This window comes from Acinetobacter sp. Res13-Abat-PEC15-P4-01, assembly GCF_015676285.1.
GTDB classification, from domain to species: Bacteria; Pseudomonadota; Gammaproteobacteria; order Pseudomonadales; family Moraxellaceae; genus Acinetobacter; species Acinetobacter nematophilus.
The window spans coordinates 20,944-40,722 of sequence record NZ_JADAIN010000015.1 but is presented as its reverse complement, the minus strand read 5'-3'; the positions used below and the strand labels follow the sequence as shown (position 1 = coordinate 40,722).

At 38.9% G+C, this 19,779-nt stretch carries 15 protein-coding genes; 9 read left to right on the top strand and 6 right to left on the bottom strand.

Annotated elements, in window-relative coordinates; translation table 11 throughout:
- The first annotated feature begins 11 nt into the window (after positions 1 to 11).
- The 5 genes from adeJ to IMO47_RS05175 all read left to right on the top strand — a co-directional run bounded on the left by adeJ (position 12) and on the right by IMO47_RS05175 (position 6,747).
- Positions 12 to 3,191, top strand: coding sequence for a multidrug efflux RND transporter permease subunit AdeJ (adeJ, locus tag IMO47_RS05195; RefSeq protein WP_196076067.1), 3,180 nt, complete (start codon positions 12 to 14; stop codon positions 3,189 to 3,191).
- Positions 3,191 to 4,645 carry a multidrug efflux RND transporter AdeIJK outer membrane channel subunit AdeK gene (gene adeK, locus IMO47_RS05190; protein WP_196076115.1) on the top strand — a complete coding sequence of 485 codons (1,455 nt, stop codon included), beginning with the start codon at positions 3,191 to 3,193 and terminating at the stop codon, positions 4,643 to 4,645. Before adeJ ends, adeK begins: the two co-directional genes overlap by 1 nt.
- Before the next feature lie 110 nt (positions 4,646 to 4,755).
- Positions 4,756 to 5,106 carry a YbjQ family protein gene (locus IMO47_RS05185; RefSeq protein ID WP_196076066.1) on the top strand — a complete coding sequence of 117 codons (351 nt, stop codon included), beginning with the start codon at positions 4,756 to 4,758 and terminating at the stop codon, positions 5,104 to 5,106.
- 9 nt (positions 5,107 to 5,115) lie between these two features.
- Entirely contained in the window at positions 5,116 to 5,544 is a 429-nt protein-coding gene (locus tag IMO47_RS05180) for a heavy metal-binding domain-containing protein (protein ID WP_196076065.1), read from the top strand.
- A 171-nt stretch (positions 5,545 to 5,715) separates the two neighbouring features.
- A complete protein-coding gene (locus IMO47_RS05175; protein WP_196076064.1) occupies positions 5,716 to 6,747 on the top strand; it encodes an agmatine deiminase family protein in 1,032 nt (343 codons plus the stop codon).
- Between the two features lie 497 nt (positions 6,748 to 7,244).
- Here the strand turns inward: IMO47_RS05175 and IMO47_RS05170 are convergent, their stop codons facing one another.
- The 3 genes from IMO47_RS05170 to IMO47_RS05160 form a co-directional block, all read right to left on the bottom strand.
- Complete coding sequence (locus IMO47_RS05170) at positions 7,245 to 8,009, bottom strand: hypothetical protein (RefSeq protein ID WP_196076063.1); 765 nt, start codon at positions 8,007 to 8,009, stop codon at positions 7,245 to 7,247.
- Positions 8,010 to 8,279: 270 nt separating this feature from the next.
- The gene (locus IMO47_RS05165; RefSeq protein ID WP_196076062.1) at positions 8,280 to 9,077 is read right to left on the bottom strand and encodes an SDR family oxidoreductase; all 798 of its coding nucleotides are present in this window, start codon (positions 9,075 to 9,077) and stop codon (positions 8,280 to 8,282) included.
- Between the two features lie 79 nt (positions 9,078 to 9,156).
- Positions 9,157 to 9,852: a hypothetical protein gene (locus IMO47_RS05160; RefSeq protein ID WP_196076061.1), complete on the bottom strand. Its 696-nt coding sequence runs from the start codon at positions 9,850 to 9,852 to the stop codon at positions 9,157 to 9,159.
- 334 nt (positions 9,853 to 10,186) lie between these two features.
- On the opposite strand from IMO47_RS05160, the gene IMO47_RS05155 reads away from it, so the two are divergent.
- Complete coding sequence (locus IMO47_RS05155) at positions 10,187 to 13,081, top strand: valine--tRNA ligase (protein ID WP_196076060.1); 2,895 nt, start codon at positions 10,187 to 10,189, stop codon at positions 13,079 to 13,081.
- A gap of 602 nt (positions 13,082 to 13,683) precedes the next feature.
- Here the strand turns inward: IMO47_RS05155 and IMO47_RS05150 are convergent.
- Together IMO47_RS05150 and IMO47_RS05145 are read right to left on the bottom strand one after the other, a co-directional pair.
- Positions 13,684 to 14,403: a carbonic anhydrase family protein gene (locus tag IMO47_RS05150; protein ID WP_196076059.1), complete on the bottom strand. Its 720-nt coding sequence runs from the start codon at positions 14,401 to 14,403 to the stop codon at positions 13,684 to 13,686.
- Between the two features lie 632 nt (positions 14,404 to 15,035).
- Positions 15,036 to 15,878: an SDR family oxidoreductase gene (locus IMO47_RS05145; RefSeq protein WP_196076058.1), complete on the bottom strand. Its 843-nt coding sequence runs from the start codon at positions 15,876 to 15,878 to the stop codon at positions 15,036 to 15,038.
- A gap of 149 nt (positions 15,879 to 16,027) precedes the next feature.
- On the opposite strand from IMO47_RS05145, the gene IMO47_RS05140 reads away from it, so the two are divergent.
- Positions 16,028 to 16,651, top strand: coding sequence for a hypothetical protein (locus tag IMO47_RS05140; RefSeq protein WP_196076057.1), 624 nt, complete (start codon positions 16,028 to 16,030; stop codon positions 16,649 to 16,651).
- Between the two features lie 2 nt (positions 16,652 to 16,653).
- On the opposite strand, the gene IMO47_RS05135 is transcribed toward IMO47_RS05140, so the two are convergent.
- On the bottom strand, positions 16,654 to 17,229 hold the full coding sequence (locus IMO47_RS05135) for a hypothetical protein (RefSeq protein ID WP_227552230.1): 576 nt from the start codon (positions 17,227 to 17,229) through the stop codon (positions 16,654 to 16,656).
- Between the two features lie 259 nt (positions 17,230 to 17,488).
- On the opposite strand from IMO47_RS05135, the gene IMO47_RS05130 reads away from it, so the two are divergent.
- Together IMO47_RS05130 and IMO47_RS05125 are read left to right on the top strand one after the other, a co-directional pair.
- Positions 17,489 to 17,974, top strand: coding sequence for a hypothetical protein (locus IMO47_RS05130; RefSeq protein WP_196074729.1), 486 nt, complete (start codon positions 17,489 to 17,491; stop codon positions 17,972 to 17,974).
- A gap of 313 nt (positions 17,975 to 18,287) precedes the next feature.
- Positions 18,288 to 19,475, top strand: coding sequence for an ammonium transporter (locus IMO47_RS05125; RefSeq protein WP_196075768.1), 1,188 nt, complete (start codon positions 18,288 to 18,290; stop codon positions 19,473 to 19,475).
- The last annotated feature ends 304 nt before the right edge of the window (positions 19,476 to 19,779 follow it).

Below are 19,779 nucleotides of genomic sequence, written 5' to 3'. Positions count from 1 at the left end.
GGGTAGACTGAATGGCTCAATTCTTTATTCATCGTCCGATTTTTGCATGGGTAATCGCACTCGTCATTATGTTAGCGGGTGTACTCACGCTGACAAAAATGCCCATTGCACAATATCCGACGATTGCACCACCGACTGTCACAATTTCTGCGACATATCCAGGTGCATCTGCTGAAACTGTTGAAAATACAGTTACACAGATTATCGAACAACAAATGAATGGCTTGGATGGCTTACGCTACATCTCGTCTAACAGTGCGGGGAACGGTCAGGCATCAATCCAAATAAACTTTGAACAAGGTGTCGATCCCGATATCGCCCAAGTTCAAGTACAAAATAAATTACAGTCAGCAACTGCTCTTTTACCTGAAGATGTACAACGTCAAGGGGTAAAAGTGACCAAGTCTGGCGCAAGTTTCTTACAGGTACTTGCATTCTATTCCACAGAAGACAGCCTTTCTGCAAATGACATTAAGGACTATGTAAACTCGAACATTTCAGAACCATTAAGCCGTGTGGCTGGTGTGGGTGAAGTGCAAGTGTTTGGTGGTTCATATGCGATGCGTATCTGGCTCGATCCTGCAAAATTAACCAGTTTAGGGCTTACACCAAGTGATGTGGCTGCGGCAATTCGTGCACAAAACTCACAGGTTGCTGTAGGTCAGTTAGGTGGTGCACCATCGGTTGATGGACAAGTACTGAACGCAACGGTCAATGCGCAAAGCATGTTGACCACACCTGAACAGTTTAAAAACATCTTCCTGAAAAATACCAGTGATGGTGCTCAAGTCCGTTTAGGTGATGTTGCCCGCGTTGAATTAGGTGCAGACAACTATCAGTTTGACTCCAAGTACAATGGTAAACCTGCTGGCGGTGTTGCGATTAAACTTGCAACTGGTGCGAATGCCTTGGATACGGCCAAAGCCGTTGAGGCACGCTTGGTTGATTTGCGTAAGAACTACCCTGCTGGCATGAAAGATGAATTGGCATTTGATACAACGCCATTTATTCAACTTTCAATTGAAAGTGTGGTTCATACCCTAATCGAAGCCGTTATTCTTGTATTCTTTGTCATGTTCTTGTTCTTGCAGAACTGGCGCGCAACGATTATTCCAACAATGGCTGTTCCAGTGGTTGTATTGGGTACCTTTGCCATCATCAATCTATTTGGATTCTCAATCAATACACTGACCATGTTTGCGATGGTTCTGGCGATTGGTCTCTTGGTGGATGATGCCATCGTTGTAGTCGAAAACGTTGAACGGGTCATGCAGGAAGATCATTTAGATCCGGTCACCGCGACAGAACTTTCAATGAAACAGATTTCTGGTGCCTTGGTTGGTATTACCTCAGTATTAACTGCTGTATTCGTGCCAATGGCGTTCTTTGGTGGTACTACAGGTGTAATTTATCGACAATTCTCGATCACACTCGTAACTGCGATGGTGCTTTCATTAATTGTTGCTCTAACATTTACGCCGGCACTGTGTGCGACCATTCTGAAACAGCATGATCCAAACAAAGAACAAAGCAACAACATCTTTGCGCGTTTCTTCCGTTGGTTTAACAACGCATTTGATCGTACTGCTGAAAAGTACCAAAATGGTGTCAACCGTATGACGCATCATAAAATATTCTCAGGAATTATTTATGCTGTTGTTGTCGGTGTATTGGTCACTGTATTTATCAAGATGCCATCTTCATTCTTACCTGAGGAAGATCAGGGTATTGTAATGACCTTGGTACAATTACCTCCAAATGCAACCTTAGATCGTACTGGTAAAACCATTGACACCATGACCAACTATTTCTTAAATAAAGAAAAAGATTCGGTTAAATCTGTCTTTAGTGTGGCTGGTTTCTCCTTCACAGGGGTCGGTCAAAATGCGGGTCTTGCCTTCATTCGTTTGAAGGATTGGGAAGAACGTACCACACCTGAACAACAGATCGGTTCAGTGATTCAACGTGGCATGGCACTCAACATGATCATCAAAGATGCGTCATATGTGATGCCGCTTCAATTGCCTGCAATGCCTGAATTGGGTGTGACTGCTGGTTTTAACTTGCAGTTAAAAGATCCAAGTGGTCAAGGTCATGACAAACTGATTGCTGCACGTAATGCGATCTTAGGCATGGCGTCACAAGACAAACGTCTTGTCGGTGTACGACCAAATGGTCAAGAAGACACGCCTCAGTATCAAATCACGATTGACCAAGCGCAAGCAGGTGCGATGGGTGTAAGCATTGCTGACATCAACTCAACCATGAGCATGGCTTGGGGCGGTTCTTATATCAATGACTTCGTTGATCGCGGCCGTGTCAAGAAAGTTTATGTTCAAGGTGATGCGAACGCTCGTATGATGCCTGAGGACTTAAACAAATGGTATGTGCGTAACAGCAAAGGTGAAATGGTTCCATTCTCTGCTTTTGCAACAGGTAAATGGACCTATGGTTCACCTCGTCTAGAACGTTACAATGGTGTTGCTTCAGTCAACATTCAAGGTACGCCTGCTCCTGGTGTCAGCTCGGGTGATGCGATGGCAGCAATGGAAGAAATCATTGCCAAATTACCATCTATGGGCTTAGCTGGTTATGACTATGAATGGACAGGTTTATCATTAGAAGAACGTGAGTCTGGCGCTCAAGCACCATTCTTATATGCGCTTTCTTTATTGATTGTATTCTTGTGTCTTGCAGCACTCTATGAAAGCTGGTCGATTCCATTCTCAGTATTACTTGTAGTTCCATTAGGTGTATTGGGTGCGGTGTTATTGACTTATTTCGGTATGATCATTAAAGGTGATCCAAATCTTTCCAATAACATTTACTTCCAAGTGGCACTCATTGCAGTCATCGGTTTGTCTGCGAAGAATGCGATTTTGATTGTAGAATTTGCGAAGGAGTTGCAAGAAAAAGGCGAAGAACTGTTTGAAGCTACATTGCATGCTGCAAAAATGCGTTTACGTCCAATCATTATGACAACTTTGGCGTTTGGTTTCGGTGTACTCCCTCTTGCTCTGTCAACAGGTGCAGGCGCTGGTAGCCAACACTCAGTCGGATATGGTGTATTGGGTGGTGTGATTAGTTCAACACTTTTAGGTATCTTCTTTATTCCTGTATTCTTCGTATGGATTCGTAGTATCTTTAAGTACAAACCTAAAAATCAAAATATTCAGGAGCATAAATCGTGATGCAAAACGTATGGTCTATTTCAGGTCGTAGCATTGCGGTATCTGCACTTGCGCTTGCTTTGACAGCTTGTCAAAGCATGCGTGGCCCAGAACCGGTAGCTCAAGCGAACATACCTACGAGTTATATTGATAATGGCACGGGTACGTCCATTGCTTCACAAGGCTATAAAGAGTTTTTTGCAGATCAACGCTTGCTTCAAGTGCTCGATCTTGCTTTAGCCAACAACCGTGATTTACGTACAGCAACATTGAATATTCAACGTGCACAACAAGCTTATCAAATCACTGAAAACAATCAGTTACCTACGATTGGTGCAAGTGGCGGTGTTTTACGTCAAGACCAAGGCATGGGTGCTCAGACACGTTATAACGTTGGTCTAGGTGTAACTTCTTATGAGTTGGACTTTTGGGGTCGTGTAAAAAGTTTAAAAGACAATGCACTAGATACTTATCTATCGACTGCAAGTGCACGTGATGCAACGCAAATCAGCTTAATAGGTCAAGTCGCACAGGCTTGGTTAAATTATTCTTTTGCGACAGCACAACTTAAACTGGCTGACCAAACACTCAAAGCTCAACTCGATTCTTACAATCTCAACAAAAAACGTTTTGATGTGGGTATCGACAGTGAAGTTCCAGTTCGTCAGGCACAGATCTCTGTTGAAACTGCTCGAAATGATGTTGCGAACTATAAGACACAAATTGCTCAAGCTCAAAACTTGTTGAACTTACTTGTTGGACAAACTGTTCCTGACAATTTGCTGCCTAAACAGCGTGTAACACGTATTACCACAAATTCAGCATTTGCTGCTGGCTTGCCAAGCGACTTGTTGAACAACCGTCCTGATGTTAAAGCAGCTGAATATAAACTCTCAGCTGCGGGTGCGAATATTGGTGCTGCTAAAGCACGTTTATTCCCCACCATTAGCTTGACGGGTTCTGCGGGTTATGCGTCGACGGATTTAAGTGATTTGTTTAAATCAGGCTCATTCGTTTGGTCTTTAGGTCCTAGCCTTGATATTCCATTGTGGGATTGGGGTACACGTAAAGCGAACATTAAGATTTCAGAAACAGATCAACAAATTGCGTTATCTGACTATGAAAAATCAATTCAATCTGCTTTCCGTGAAGTGAATGATGCTTTAGCAACACGTCAGAATATTGGTGATCGTCTCTCTGCGCAGAAACGTCTAGTGGATGCAACCAATACTACTTACAAACTTTCAAATGCCCGCTTCCGCGCAGGTATTGACAGTTTCTTATCGGTATTAGATGCACAACGTACTTCATACTCTGCTGAACAAGGTTTATTGCTTTTAGAACAAGCCAATTTAAACAATCAAATTGAAGTGTATAAAACCTTAGGTGGTGGTCTGAAAGCCAATACCTCAGATCAAATTGCACAACCTGCTTCTTCGTCTGAATTGAAATATCATCCTAACGACAAAAAGTAGGTCAAATCAAATTGATCATAAAAGCTCACTGCGGTGGGCTTTTTTTATTGCATTTTGAAGCAGAATTTCCTATGTTGGAAACAGATCATCTTTGTTGAATATTGAAAAAAATGAAATTAAGCAACTTGGAAACCGTCCCTGCCCACAGTATTAAGCAACAACTTGATGTGGTTTACGGGAGCACTGTTCGAAGTAAACATGTCGGGCGTGATTTGATGGCCGGCTTAAAGAATATTGTAGGTGGTGAACTGAAAGGCTATACCGAGCTATTGGAAGAATCGCGCCAGGAAGCCATGAATCGAATGATTGAAAAAGCACAAGCACTGGGTGCCAATGCGATTGTGGGAATTCGCTTTTCAACGTCAAATATTGCACAAGGGGCGTCAGAACTTTTTGTCTATGGTACAGCGGTAATAGTGGAACCGATCCAGGCACAACTTCCAGACCCATTTTCAAATTAGGCAACGTACATGGATGGTTTAATTTTTAAAATCGGATTAACGCTGGTTCTGTTTTTTATAGGATGGGGCTTCGGTCGATTCATTGAACAAAAGCATCTCAAAGAATTGGCTGAAAAAGAACAGCGCCTTGCACATATACGTATCGACACCAACAAGTTTCAAACATCTGAACGTTATGGACAGTTGATCAGCAGTAATGTGGTCATTTCTCATGATTATTTTAAATATATCATTGCACAGATTCAGAATTTTTTTGGTGGACGTTTAACCACCTACGAAACTGTAGTTGACCGTGCACGGCGTGAAGCCATTGTGCGTTTAAAACAAGAAGCTGAAAATATCGGATCAACACATATCATGGGTTTACGCCTAAGCACGACCGAACTTGGCATGCAAGGCGGCATGGTTGAAGTATTTGCTTATGGTACGGCAACATAAATACAGTATGAAACCAATCAAGAGTCATTCATTTTAGTCTGTAATGAACTGAATGATCTTGATTTTCTTCATCCAGCCACATCATGATTATCCTATACTTGATTCAGCTGTGATATCCAAAATGGGACTTTAAAATAATAATTTCTTGATGATTCACATAGGCTTGGCTGTATGAAAAATCTTGCATTCCAAATCAGCATAGGATTGATCACCATGCTTCCATTGAGCATTCAAGCAGAATTCATTGTACTTGCCTCACCAAAAAGCAATGATAAATATTATGCAAAAGTCATCAATGATATTTTTGATTTTCACGTCGAATATGCGAAAAAAATTATTCAACATGGTGATCATGTCTTGATTTTAACCGATCAACAACTTTATGCAGACTATGTCAAAGCTTTGGGAAAACAGCATGTTGCGATTGCACCGATGCACGATATTTGGATGCGTGATTTCAGTAGTGCCAATCCCGCTCAACCAGTTCTTTTCCGCTATACAGCAGCAGGTCAAGGGGGCGGTAATAAAGCTAAAGCCATTTCCGATACTGTGCAGTCTGAGTTTAAAGCATATAGTCAAAAAGCAGGACTTCAATTTATCCAAACGCCTTTACTGAATGATGGCGGTAATTGGGTTGAAGATGGTCATGGTAATGTGGTGATCAGTACTAAATTTTTATCTGATAATCAGTTATCCGAAACTGCTGCACGGAAAAAGCTATTGCAACTGACGGGCGCAAAACATATTGCATTTATTGAAGCAGATGAACAAGGCGGCTTAGAACATGCTGACGGAGTAGTCTGCTTTATTGAAAAAGACACGGTTGTCATCAATTCTTATCCAGAAGATCCAGAATATTCAAAACAACTCAAGGCTGATTTGAAACGAGGGATACCAAAGATCAAGATTCATGAAATTGTAACGCCTTATGATGGAAGCCAAATTTATGATGAAAAGTTTGGTTCAGCATGTGGCTTATATACCAATATGCTTGTGACCCCTGAACGCATTTATTTTCCACAATTCGGGATCAAGCAAGATGCTGTTGCATTGCAACAGCTCCGTCAGCTGACCAAACGTACCGTTATTCCTGTTCAGTCTGCACAAGTCTGCCATATGGGCGGTGGCATTCGCTGTATGTCATGGCAGTTAAGAGGTAAAAATGCTGAATTGCTATCTCAATATTTAAACAAAATACCTTAACGGATAGCCAAAACTGCTGACAATAAACCAAGATCTACTGGGTTATTATGCCATTCAAGAAAACTTAGATAATATATAGTGAATCTGTTGAAACACTCATATAGTAAAATATCATTTCTCTTGATCACTAAAGTAAATGTAATCAATGTATTGTTTAATGATTTTTAGCTTGCACTGCCACGCTTTAAATCTAAACTTTAAATCGGTTTGCGCAGGCAATGGCTCACTTTTCAGAGATGAAAAGTGACAAAAATCTTTCGTTTAACAGGTTTCTTGCGCTACAAACAAAGCAATGCTTTGTTTTTGCTCATATATCCCCGCTCAACTTGGCGACATCCATGTCACCTCACGATAGCTAAACCATCTATGATTCAAAAGTGTAAAATAAATGAGTCATCAAAACCCTATAAAAAGCATAAATTTCACTGGATATCAAAGTACTTGTATGAATCATTAGACAGTTTGAGTATATATTAAGTAAACAATATTAATCGGTATTAATATTGATATTCATCTTTAAAACTTTTAGGAATTTGATATTGATTGCCATCAAATTTTAAAGTGAAATGTTGTTGGCTGAATCGCTGATTCACCTCTTGGCACTCCTCTGCGATCACTTGCGTCTGGTAACGTTTAATTTTACTGTTGACGAGAATATCCATATATTTTTTGGTTTGATTTTTTTGTATTACGAGTGTAGAAGCACGCTCTTCTGCGTCTGCATTGCAATGCATATCTGTTTCTGCACGATCACGGGTCACAATCAAACTGTCCAAAATTTGTTTCTTATTTTTCAAATCGTACAAATTTAAAAGTTGCATAGAAAATGGATTGGGTTGTGAATGTCCTGAATAATTTAATCTTAACCCTAAGGCACGGTTTGATTCAGTGACTTTATAATTCGCTGTATCCAGTGCGATTGAATCTAAACTGATTGCATCAGAAACCATGGGTTCCGCAACTGGGTAATGATAAACAACCTTTAAATTTTGAGGCTTAAACTTGATTAAATCTAAAGAATATTGACCTTCTTCTGGACGATCTTTCACCGAGATCCATGGGGCATAAGCCATCATCATCACTGAATCATCAACAGGATCTAGTTTACAGTCAATCAATGACTGTTCAACCTTGGTGATTTTGACTTGTTTCAAGATGTTTGTAACGACTTGATGATCATCACACAGACCAGCATAAGTAGCGCCACTGAAAACAAAAAATAAGCCACTTGTTTTAAATATAATTTTTATGGTTTTTTGCATGTTTTACTCACTGATGTTAGGCAGCAAATCTAAAATCATATCGTATCTCAAGATATAAGAAAATGTCATCCATATTTGTCAGAGGGAGGATGACTTCTAATTTATAAAATATCTGCAATAACTAGAATATTTTGAAGGAAATGATTGAGTGCTGTGATGAACAGCGCTTTACTGCTCAAAATGCTTACCCTTGCGGAGCTTCGTTTATCATCCTGCAAAAAGATACAATCTCAAACATCAAGCCCATCCATGCAAATAAAGTGAATTGATCTACTTCACTTTCATCTTACGGATCATTTTATATAAGGTTGCAGGAGATAAGCGTGATACCCATACCCCCAACTTTTCTTTGGCTCCACCAACCACGATATACTCTTCACCATTTAAAAGCGCTGCAACAGTTTGCTTTGCAAAATCATCAGCCTCCAAACCATTTTCAATTGCTTGATCTTGATGTGCTTGTGGCTTACCTGCCCCATTTAAAGCATTAAAAGAAACATTGGTTTTGACAAAACCAGGGAAAATCACCGACACTTTTACACCATCCTGTGCTACTTCTGCTCGTAGACTGTTTGCCCACATATGGATAGCCGCCTTTGCTGCAGAGTATGTAGCACGATATTGTGTCCCCAACAGCCCTGCAACACTTGAGATATAGGCAATTCGTCCCGATTTCTGAGCAATAAATGTAGGCAATGCCAGTTTGGTCAAAAACACTTGGGAAAAATAATCTATTTCCATGATAGCACGTTCAGTTTGCATACTGGTTTCTGTAATCAATGCTCTTTGACTTAAACCCGCATTATTAATCAACAAATCTATACGCCCTTTTCGGTCAAGAACCTGTTCATAAGCATGACGAACTTGTGCTTCATCGGTAATATCCATGGCTATTGAAATATGATGATCTGGATGAAGCAGACTTACACGAACTTTTTCCAGCTCTTCTGGACGTCTTGCGCTTAAAATCACTTGCGCACCCTGTAAAGCACATTCAGCAGCTAAAGCTTTACCAATGCCTGATGATGCACCTGTAATCCAAACCACCTTTCCATCTAAACTTTCCATGTAATCATGCTCTTGAATATGATGAATAAATATTAGACCACGAGGCAGGTCAAATCAATCAGACATCTTTGTTTCGCCTTTAAGCCTCAACCAAAAACTTACTAAAATGCTTCGCATAATGTTGAGCTTTTTCAGGGTTGCTTGGATTATATTCCTCACCTACTTTTTCTAAACGTTTATAACCCGTACTGGTAATCATATTGATGACACCATTTAAGGTCTTATCAACGACAAAATTAAATTTTAGCAATGTTTTAGGATCTCGAATAAATTCAGAGACGCCCAGATCAATGATTTTGACTAGATTTTTTAAGGTTGCAGGTAAAGCATGCGTGTCACCAGCAATCACTTTCTGAATATTACTCGTTGCTTCTTCACCAAGATGGCGATCCAATTGGTAATACATCACCACTTCACTTGCCTCTGAATCCTCAAACTTCTTAAGAATATGATTTGCAACTGGTTTTAAACGATCATTACTAAAAAATGAAATCGACCAAGGCATATATTTTTTAAAAGCCCCTTCGATTTGAGAAAAAATCTGTTCAGCCTCTTTCAGCTTTTTTTGACCCGTTGCATCTAAAGTTGGGTTATTACGCTGCTCTTCGAGTAAAGCGCCAAAAACCTGATCTAATACTTGGCAAGACATATCCGTAAATACATTGCCCAATTGTTTTGCCAAATCCCGTTTTTCCCCATTATTTAAATTTTGAGTAATAGTCTTCAACTCTTGATAAGTGTGTTGTTTGATCAATAAATCAATTTTATATTGCATTGCGCGATGTCCTGTTGTTGTTTTATCCGACTAAATCTGATCTTAACAAAACCACAAAAATCTTGCATTGTCTTTAATTACTGCCAGCAATGTCATAAATCAATAAAATAATACCAATAAATCAAATGGCTAAAAAAACAATTTGTAAATGTGACTGAGTTACAGCTTTTATTTTCCAACATTTGTCATATTTTCTAGCAAAAAATACAGTCAAAATTGAGATTATTCATATTTCATTTATTCCACGTAAATACTCCACAACAGGATTCAACATTCCTGAAGAATATTTGCTACAATGAATGCAATTTTTTACTTACTTTTGATCTGTTTTACTATGACTGATTCAGCGCAAAACATTGCTACGACCTACGATCCTACCGAGATCGAAAAAAAATGGTACAAGACTTGGGAAGAGAAAGGTTATTTTCAGCCTTCTCGTAAAGGCGATTCATTCTGTATCATGATTCCGCCACCTAACGTCACAGGTAGCTTGCACATGGGTCATGGTTTTAACAATGCCATCATGGATGCGTTGACACGCTATAACCGCATGTCTGGTAAAAATACCTTGTGGCAGCCAGGTACAGACCATGCTGGCATTGCGACGCAGATGGTGGTTGAACGTCAACTGGCTGCGCAAGACATCAGCCGTCATGACCTTGGTCGTGAGAAATTCATTGATAAAATCTGGGAATGGAAAGAACAGTCTGGCGGCACGATTACCCGTCAAATTCGCCGTCTTGGTTCATCTGTAGACTGGTCACGTGAACGCTTTACCATGGATGAGGGTTTATCCAATGCAGTTAAAGAAGTCTTTGTAAAACTGCATGAGCAAGGCTTGATTTATCGTGGGAAACGTCTTGTTAACTGGGATCCAAAACTACAAACCGCGCTTTCTGATTTAGAAGTTGAGTCTGATAAAGAAGAACAGGGTTCATTGTGGCACTTCAAATATTTCTTTGAAGATCAATCATTACGCACTCACGACGGTAAAAACTATATCGTCGTTGCAACAACACGTCCAGAAACTTTACTTGGCGATACTGCTGTTGCTGTTGCACCAGATGATGAACGTTATGCACATCTCGTGGGTAAAAATATCATTTTGCCAATCACAGGTCGTGCGGTTGCGATTGTCAAAGATGAATATGTAGATAAAGAATTCGGTACAGGCTGTGTAAAAATCACCCCTGCTCATGACTTTAATGACTATGAAGTAGGCAAGCGTTGCGAACTCGCAATCATCAATATTTTCAACAAAAATGCCGAAATTCTGGCTGAGTTTGAATACATTGCCAAAGCCGGTGAAGCGATTTCCAAAACAATTCCTGCACCAGTAGACTATGTTGGTTTAGAACGTTTTGCTGCGCGTAAAAAGTTAGTTGAGCAAGCTGAAGCAGAAGGTTGGTTAGAACAAATTCAACCCTATACCTTGAAGCCACCTCGTGGTGACCGTTCTGGCGTCATTATTGAACCGTTACTGACAGATCAATGGTATGTCAAAATTGCGCCGCTTGCCGAACCTGCAATCCAAGCAGTCAAAGATGGCGAAATCAAATTCGTTCCAGAGCAATACAGCAACATGTATATGGCTTGGATGAACAACATTCAAGATTGGTGTATTTCACGTCAGCTCTGGTGGGGACACCGTATTCCGGCTTGGTATGATGCTGAAGGCAATATTTATGTTGGTCGTTCAGAAGAAGAAGTTCGTACGAAAAACAATATCGCTGCTGATGTTGAATTAAACCAAGATGAAGATGTACTTGATACATGGTTCTCTTCAGGTCTTTGGACATTCTCAACGTTGGGTTGGACAGGCGATGAAGCAAAAGATAAAGAAAACTATTTCTTAAATACTTTCCACCCTACTGATGTTTTGGTCACTGGTTTTGACATCATTTTCTTCTGGGTTGCCCGAATGATCATGATGACCATGCACTTCATGAAAAATGAAGATGGTACACCGCAAGTTCCATTTAAAACTGTGTATGTTCATGGTTTGGTACGTGACGGTGAAGGTCAAAAAATGTCTAAATCTAAAGGGAACGTGCTTGATCCGTTAGATTTGATCGATGGTGTAGATCTTGAAACTTTAGTACAAAAACGTACCACAGGTTTGATGAATCCTAAACAAGCTGCCAAGATCGAGAAATCAACACGTAAAGAATTCCCGGAAGGTATTCAAGCCTATGGTACAGATGCAGTCCGTTTCACTTTCTGCGCCTTAGCCAATACCGGTCGCGACATCAAGTTCGACATGAAGCGTGTTGAAGGCTACCGTAACTTTGCCAACAAAATCTGGAATGCAACTCGTTTCGTGATGATGAACTGTGAACAACAGCCAATTGGTCAAGAAATCCGTCAGGATCTGTGGGAGCTTCCTGAACAGTGGATTGTCAGTCGTTTACAAAAAGCGGAAGCTGCTGTCCAACAGGCATTTGCGACTTATCGTTTGGATTTGGCTGCGCAGGCAATCTATGAGTTCATCTGGAATGAATACTGTGACTGGTATGTAGAACTGACCAAGCCTGTACTCAATGATGAAAACGTATCGAATGAACGTAAAGCAGAAGTTCGCCGTGTTCTTCTTTCTGTGATGGAAGCATCTTTACGTCTTGCGCATCCAATCATGCCATTTTTGACTGAAGAAATTTGGCAAACCCTTGCACCAATGATTGGTATTCAAGGTGAAACCATCATGTTGGCGCAATACCCTGTGCCAAACCCTGAACGTATCAACGAACAGGCTGAAGCAGACATGCTTGGCTTGCAAGGTTTGATTGGTGCGGTACGTAATATCCGTGGTGAAATGGGCTTAGGTAATGCACGTCTGTTACCCGTATTGCTGCAAAACACAACAGATGCTGAAAAGGCGCAGATTGCACGTATTGAACCGTTGTTTAAAGCACTGGCTAAAGTTGAAAGCATTACGTTCCTAACCGATGCTGAGCAACCGCCATTGTCATCATCCTCTGTTGTGGGTCGTATTTCTGTATTTGTTCCAATGAAAGGCTTGATTGATCCTAAAGCTGAACTGGGGCGTTTGCAAAAAGACTTGGACAAAGTGCAAAAGCAACATGATCAGATTGCGACTAAACTTGCCAATGAAGGTTTTGTGGCAAAGGCACCAGCTGCGGTGGTTGAAGGTGAAAAAGCCAAGCTTGCTGAGTTTGCTGATCAGTTGGCGAAGATTAAAGCCAATATGGAACAGATTGCAGCGCTTTAATTTGAGCTTGTAATTTTCCATTCAAAGAAGGAAGCTTAATCAAGCTTCCTTCTTTTTTGATTAGAATAATTATGCTTATTCCCCAATCTAAACAAAATTTCATCAATCAAAATTTATCTTTCAATCATCCGACGACACTGTTAGAAATATTAAAATTCGAACAAAAATATGGGGTTAAACTTCCATAAATTTTTAAACGATATTTTATTGAATGATACAGGTAAGCCAATTTCGGTGATGAAGGTCGTTCTTTCTTTCGCTGAATGTAGACCTGTAAAAGAATTAAAAGGCATTAAAAAATTTGCTTATGCAAATTGTTTTTGTATTTTCAGAATTCTTACTTTGGATCACTGCATATGCCGTCAAACTAGATGAATATGGCAATGAATTAGGCAATTATGAAATCTGTAATATACACGATAAAGTTTGTCATTGTTTTGAATGAGTTTATCACAATGATTATGACAAATGATTGCGATCACCTGTCATAACGATAAAAACTGAATTGAATAATTTCTTGATTTATATAGAGTCAGTATTCTGAATACAGATCACTACAAGAATTAAAAAGTAGATCCTATAATCTACTTTTTATCCTAAAACTATTCTAAAATCAGTCGTGCACCAATGGATTGTATTGGTCGATTATTCGGATGCCCCATTAATTGCGTAAATGCCCCGATCTGGTCACTTGATGCTTGCTGAATTTCTTTAAGCACCACCCATCTGACACCTTCTGTACATGGTGGTGTCGTTAAAGAACCATTAAAACGATAATAATCTAACTTTTGAGGTAAATAACTGTCAGCATTGTTTTTGGAATAAAGCTGATTACTTTCACCCAACTTTGTAGGCAATACACTCCAAATATGATTGAGTTTTTCATTTTCTAATCCTTGTTGAAACATTAATGCAATAACCGCCAACTCACCTTGCTCTGAAGCATGCACTAAGTGCAGTTCCATCGGATAGCTTTGACCATTAATATTGTTTTCACTCGGACTATGTATATGGAATTGTTCCAGATAAAAATTCTGCCCATCTAACTCCAGACTAGCACCTTTGTTAAAGTCAATCTGCATCGTATGACCCGTATTTTGGACGGACTTCGCTGTTGTATGATAATTCAGTTTCAATGGTGGCAGATGAGCACTTACTGTATCTCGTATATCAATTGGAGATTGATTTACGCCTGCACATGCTTGATATTTTTGATTGGTATTCGCCCAATCTCTGGAATTGTTATAATCCCAATCTGCTCCAGCCCACAGTATTGTTGAAACAAATAAACCCATTATTGTAAAACTATATTTTAAAAACATAAAAACCCCTTAATTATTCGAATATTTTTAGCGTAAGACGCTTTATTTACAAATGCTCTAGTGATAGGAAAAGTAATTCAGCTACAGAGCTTGACACGACTTTGGTAAGTAATTTTTTTAAGTTTTACCAACAAGTCTTATTAGATAATAAGAAATATTATCATTCTAATTCAAGTCTTTTTTTAATATCAGCTACAAACAACTCTATTTGCTACTCATTGTTTTCAATTCTAAAAAAGCACTTCATTGCTGACTAAAAAATGATGATTGCTGAACTATGACATTGGTCATACGAAATACAAAGGTGGTCTTCGGTCTTCTTTTTTTTTTGGTACTGTTTTTATAGTGAGTTCACCTTAATCATGATTTATTTGTATCTTTTCATCTCTGAAAAGAGAAGCATCACCCACGTCAATTGATTTAAACTTTAGATGTAAAGCGTAGCAGTATAAGCTTTGGATCATTAAACAATCTATATCACCCTGATTTTATTGATCTGGAAATTATATTTACTGTAAGAGTTTTCAATAGTTTGATTATAGTGACATCCTAGAGCGCGACAAAATATCGCTTACTGAATGAAGCTTTTGCAAAGTTATTTTTTTAATAAACCTCAAATTTAAATCAAAACACTACTCTTTCAGTTGATCCAAAGCCGTCCCCTGCACAGGATTTCTTTTCCAGTAATAAGGTTGAAAAAAACGAAGCAACAAACGCCACGGTGTCATCCAGACAATGCGGGCATTGCGCTTGTGATTCTGACTGATACGTTTTACCAAATAACCACACACTTGCTCAGGTGGGTCAATCACAAACATAAATAACCATTTCATTTTATGCCAGTTTTTAACATCACCCTGCTGCCAAGAAGAAATCAACAGATCTGTTGCCACCATTCCGGGGCTTAATGTACCGATCAGAATATTGCTTTGCCTGACTTCTTTATTTAATGCATGATTTAGATAGGCAACTGCTCGCTTACTGGTTGCATAAGGCGTCATCCCTGCACTCCATTCTCCACGACTGCCCCATCCTTCCATGTTAAAAATCTGTCCAAAACCCTGTTGAGTCATGCCTTTTAACGCCACTTGTGAACCTAGCATCGTACCAAGTACATTGGTTTTAACCACATTTTCTATATCGGTATGAGTGATGTCCGTAAAGCCCCTTGCTGCATTGCTGGTTCCTGCATTATTGATCCAGACATTGACCTGACCAAATTTTAAAATTGTTTCATTCCATAACTTTTGCAGGTCTTCATACTGAGCTACATCACAACATATGCCATAAATTCGTTGAGCTGAATAACGTGCCCCTAAATCAGCAACCACTTGATTGAGTTGTGTACTGTTCCGTGCTGAAATCATAACGGACCAACCTAGCTTTAAGAAAGCCTCGGCTAAACCTAAACCAATTCCGCGTGTTCCACCCGTAATCACAACAGATAAAATTTGATCAGAATTTGAAACACTCAAGATATTCTCCACCGACCTGTTCAATCAAGCTAAGTAAATGTGAATCTACAATCATACAACCTATGTTCAATTTAGGACATTTGACCTGACAAAAGCAATTTTTAAGATAGAATCTGAGGCATCGAAAATAAATAAATCGCTTAAATTATATGAATCATCATTTTTTTCTTGGAACTTTACTCATTTTTCTTGTTGGCTGTCATGAAAAGCCTGCCACGTCAATAGAAGATAAAGCAACTGCCCAAGCGGCAGTACAAAAAAATTCACAGCAAGCTAAAGCTGTTGTGAATACTGGTCAATCATTGCCACCGCAATCTCACACCCAGCGACCGGTCAATAATCCTGTAGCATCGCCACAAGGCTATCATGTAGACACGACTTATTTAAAACAGCCATTATTAGTTGACCTTAATGGAGATGGGAAACTAGATAGCTTCCAAGTCTTAAAAAATCCAAATCAAAAAGGCATGAAATATCTTTTTGAATTTCGGATCTCCGACAGCGACAAGGTTTATTTCTATAAAAGTGAAGAAGAAGGTGAAGATCTTGATATTTTTGGGCGCTTTGAAATTGCGCCAAAAACAGGTATCTATATTGATGAAAAATATCGCTTCGGTGAAAACGGAGACATCATCGCTGATGAGCAAATTGATCCCCAACACTATCTAAAATTTAAAGGTGATGGTGTAAAAGTAAATGTCCTTGAAGAAACCTGTGGGGCATCAGTGTTCTTCTTAGACAACAATAAAATCAAGCGAATTTATTTGTGCTAACTTTATTCTTCATCTGCAAAAATTGCATTTGCACCAACTACTTTAGAAATTTTAAGTTTATTTTGTTCACTCAACATATAAATTTTTTGTTTGATTGAATCACTGGTGAAGCTTCCATTCAGGTTTAATACAATAGGGGCTTCACTCAATGAACCTTTGCCTCGATACTCTTGATTGATATCGTTTGTCGTGGCTTGATTCACAATCACAAAATGACCTGTGATGCCCTGTGCTTGACCACATGCCAAACTCTGTGGCGCCCAATCGCCGAATTGAAGAGTCGCTTTTAAATGATAACCTTGATTTTCCAATAATTTTTTCTGTTCTGGCATGGCGATTGGAAAATTCAAAACTTTCTGTTGCCCTTTCCAATTCATCAGCAATTGACTGGATGAACAAGAGTCCCGTATCTGCCCTGCACTCCCTGATTCTGCTCCATCGGTTGAGGCAACACATTGTGAAACAACTTGCATTGTGGCTTCACCACAGTTCAGCACTTGAGAACGATAAGTCCTGTATTCAATAGTATGGGCTAATAGTGAATCAGACAAAGAGCTGGATACAAAAACACAGATCATGACTTTAAAAAAACGAGTGGAGAAATGAGAAATCATACTTCTTATATCGATCATTGACTCTTTTCAATTCTATATCAAATATTTACTTACAACTCTTAAAAATATCAAACAACTCATCTAAATGCATGAAATTGTTAATGATAAAAAAATAATTGAGTGTTGAGATTTTTTTAGGCGTGCAATCACATAATTAAAGCTTGATTAAAATACATACTTTAAAAATAATGATAACCAAATCACAATATAATTAGGTAAAATGATGAAAAATATCATAATTTTTATTTCAGCAATTCTGTGCTTATTGTTGACTCATATGAGTCATGCCAAACTTCCCCAAATACCCGAGAAGATCCAAGTTGAAATTTTTAAAAGTGCAAAGTTTAAAAAAACCAATCTTGGCTGGGAAAGTCGCTGTAGCTTGGGCAATATTTCATATTATGGTGATCTGAATAAAGATGGTCGCCCTGATGCAATTGTTGTGGATGGCGGTGTTGGGTGCTATGCAAAGACAGGAATTGGATTTTATGTGGTGACCCAACAAAGCGATCAAAAATGGGTTCGAATTTTTAATAGTCAAGGTCAACCTGAATTTCTTTCAACTCTAGGAAGACATGGTTGGCCAGATATTGCCATCAATGATGGATCGCAATGTTTTAATGTTTATAAATGGAATGGGCAAAAATTTGAAAAAGATCGCCAGGAATACAGAAACAAAACATGTGCTAGTCCAACATTGCGAAAATAATACTCATTTTTTAAATGTTCTTTCCACAACTGATCGGATTATTTTTTAAGGGAGAAATTGATTTTTGATATTCAATATTAAAACAAAATTTTATTTAATTAAATATCAATAACTTAAAAATAAGACATATTATTTTATTGCATCAACTTAGTGCAAAAATTCCAATTTAGTGCATGCTTTTGCTTTATATCGAGTCTTCATAATATTTTGAATTTTTTGATCTATTTTTTCATACGGTCAGATGCTTCACGAATAGATTTGGTTGGTTATACTTGAACCAATTTGTGACATATAGCACCAAAAAGAATCGTATATGCAAAACGTTGATCTTCTCTTTCTTCTGCTTGGCGCAGTGCTTGTACTCGCTATGCATGCGGGATTTGCTTTTTTAGAATTGGGAACAGTTCGTCATAAGAACCAAGTCAATGCACTCAGTAAAATCATTACTGACTTTTCAATCTCAGCAATCGCCTATTTTTTTATTGGCTATTATATTGCTTATGGACAGCATTTTTTTCATACAAGTACCACTTTGTCTGCTGAACATGGCTACAATTTGATGCGATGTTTTTTCTTGTTGACCTTTGCAGCTGCAATTCCTGCAATTGTTTCAGGGGGTATTGCTGAGCGTGCAAAAATGCGTTCTCAAGCCCTTGCAACGCTGTTTATTGTCGCTTTGGTTTATCCTTTTTTTGAAGGCATTGCTTGGAATGGCAACCTTGGATTACAAAAATGGTTAGCCGATACATTTGGTGCTGGATTCCATGATTTTGCAGGATCTGTCGTTGTCCATGCAATGGGAGGATGGATTGCATTGGCAGCAATTTTACTCCTCGGTGCACGCAATGGGCGTTATAAAAAAGATGGGCGTGTCAGTGCGCATCCACCCTCTTCAATTCCTTTTCTTGCATTGGGTTCTTGGATCTTAATTGTTGGTTGGTTTGGCTTTAACGTGATGAGTGCTCAACGTGTTGATGCCATTTCAGGTTTAGTTGCGATTAATTCACTCATGGCTATGGTCGGCGGCACACTTTCTGCAAATTTTTTTGGCAAAGAAGATCCTGGCTTTTTACATAATGGTCCACTGGCTGGCTTGGTTGCAATCTGCGCCGGTTCAGATGTGGTTCATCCAATCGGTGCTTTATTCATTGGTATTTGTGCAGGTTTTATCTTTGTTAAACTGTTCACTTATACGCAAAACAAACTCAAAGTAGATGATGTGTTAGGTGTATGGCCTTTGCATGGTGTATGCGGTGCATTTGGCGGTATCGCCGTGGGTTTATTTGGACAACAGTGGCTGGGCGGAATGGGCGGAGTATCTATGATCTCTCAAATCATTGGTACACTGCTTGCCATTTTGCTTGCACTGGCAGGCGGATTTGCTGTGTATGGTATGCTCAAAGTCACTATGGGTATTCGCCTATCCCAAGAAGATGAATTTCGTGGGGCAGATTTATCAATACATAAAATTTCTGCAAACTCTGAGGATGCAATGTTTTAATAGTTAAAATCATATTTTGCCTTTCATTTTGAGCGGCTTTAACAGCCGCTTTTCTATATTTTCTTAAAATGACAATAAATTAATCGTGCCGTACATGATTTATCATCAATATTTGATTATCATGAGTTGTTATTTTAAAACACTTTTTTTACTGGAATAATAAATAAAATGATAAATGCGTCAAGATGAATCATTTGTTATTAGGACTAGAAATTACCCTCATCAGCTCATTGAATGATTTAATTAGTTAAGTCTGGTTTAAGTTTATTTTTTTTAAATAGCAAACGATTAAAATGATTCAATT

Coding starts and splice junctions, on each gene's coding strand:
- IMO47_RS05160 (WP_196076061.1), bottom strand. CDS start 9,852: ATGCAATATAAAATTGATTTATTGATCAAACAACACACTTATCAAGAG.
- adeJ (WP_196076067.1), top strand. CDS start 12: ATGGCTCAATTCTTTATTCATCGTCCGATTTTTGCATGGGTAATCGCA.
- IMO47_RS05175 (WP_196076064.1), top strand. CDS start 5,716: ATGAAAAATCTTGCATTCCAAATCAGCATAGGATTGATCACCATGCTT.
- IMO47_RS05155 (WP_196076060.1), top strand. CDS start 10,187: ATGACTGATTCAGCGCAAAACATTGCTACGACCTACGATCCTACCGAG.
- IMO47_RS05170 (WP_196076063.1), bottom strand. CDS start 8,009: ATGCAAAAAACCATAAAAATTATATTTAAAACAAGTGGCTTATTTTTT.
- IMO47_RS05150 (WP_196076059.1), bottom strand. CDS start 14,403: ATGTTTTTAAAATATAGTTTTACAATAATGGGTTTATTTGTTTCAACA.
- IMO47_RS05130 (WP_196074729.1), top strand. CDS start 17,489: ATGAAAAATATCATAATTTTTATTTCAGCAATTCTGTGCTTATTGTTG.
- IMO47_RS05185 (WP_196076066.1), top strand. CDS start 4,756: ATGAAATTAAGCAACTTGGAAACCGTCCCTGCCCACAGTATTAAGCAA.
- IMO47_RS05140 (WP_196076057.1), top strand. CDS start 16,028: ATGAATCATCATTTTTTTCTTGGAACTTTACTCATTTTTCTTGTTGGC.
- IMO47_RS05125 (WP_196075768.1), top strand. CDS start 18,288: ATGCAAAACGTTGATCTTCTCTTTCTTCTGCTTGGCGCAGTGCTTGTA.
- IMO47_RS05165 (WP_196076062.1), bottom strand. CDS start 9,077: ATGGAAAGTTTAGATGGAAAGGTGGTTTGGATTACAGGTGCATCATCA.
- IMO47_RS05135 (WP_227552230.1), bottom strand. CDS start 17,229: ATGATCTGTGTTTTTGTATCCAGCTCTTTGTCTGATTCACTATTAGCC.
- adeK (WP_196076115.1), top strand. CDS start 3,191: ATGCAAAACGTATGGTCTATTTCAGGTCGTAGCATTGCGGTATCTGCA.
- IMO47_RS05180 (WP_196076065.1), top strand. CDS start 5,116: ATGGATGGTTTAATTTTTAAAATCGGATTAACGCTGGTTCTGTTTTTT.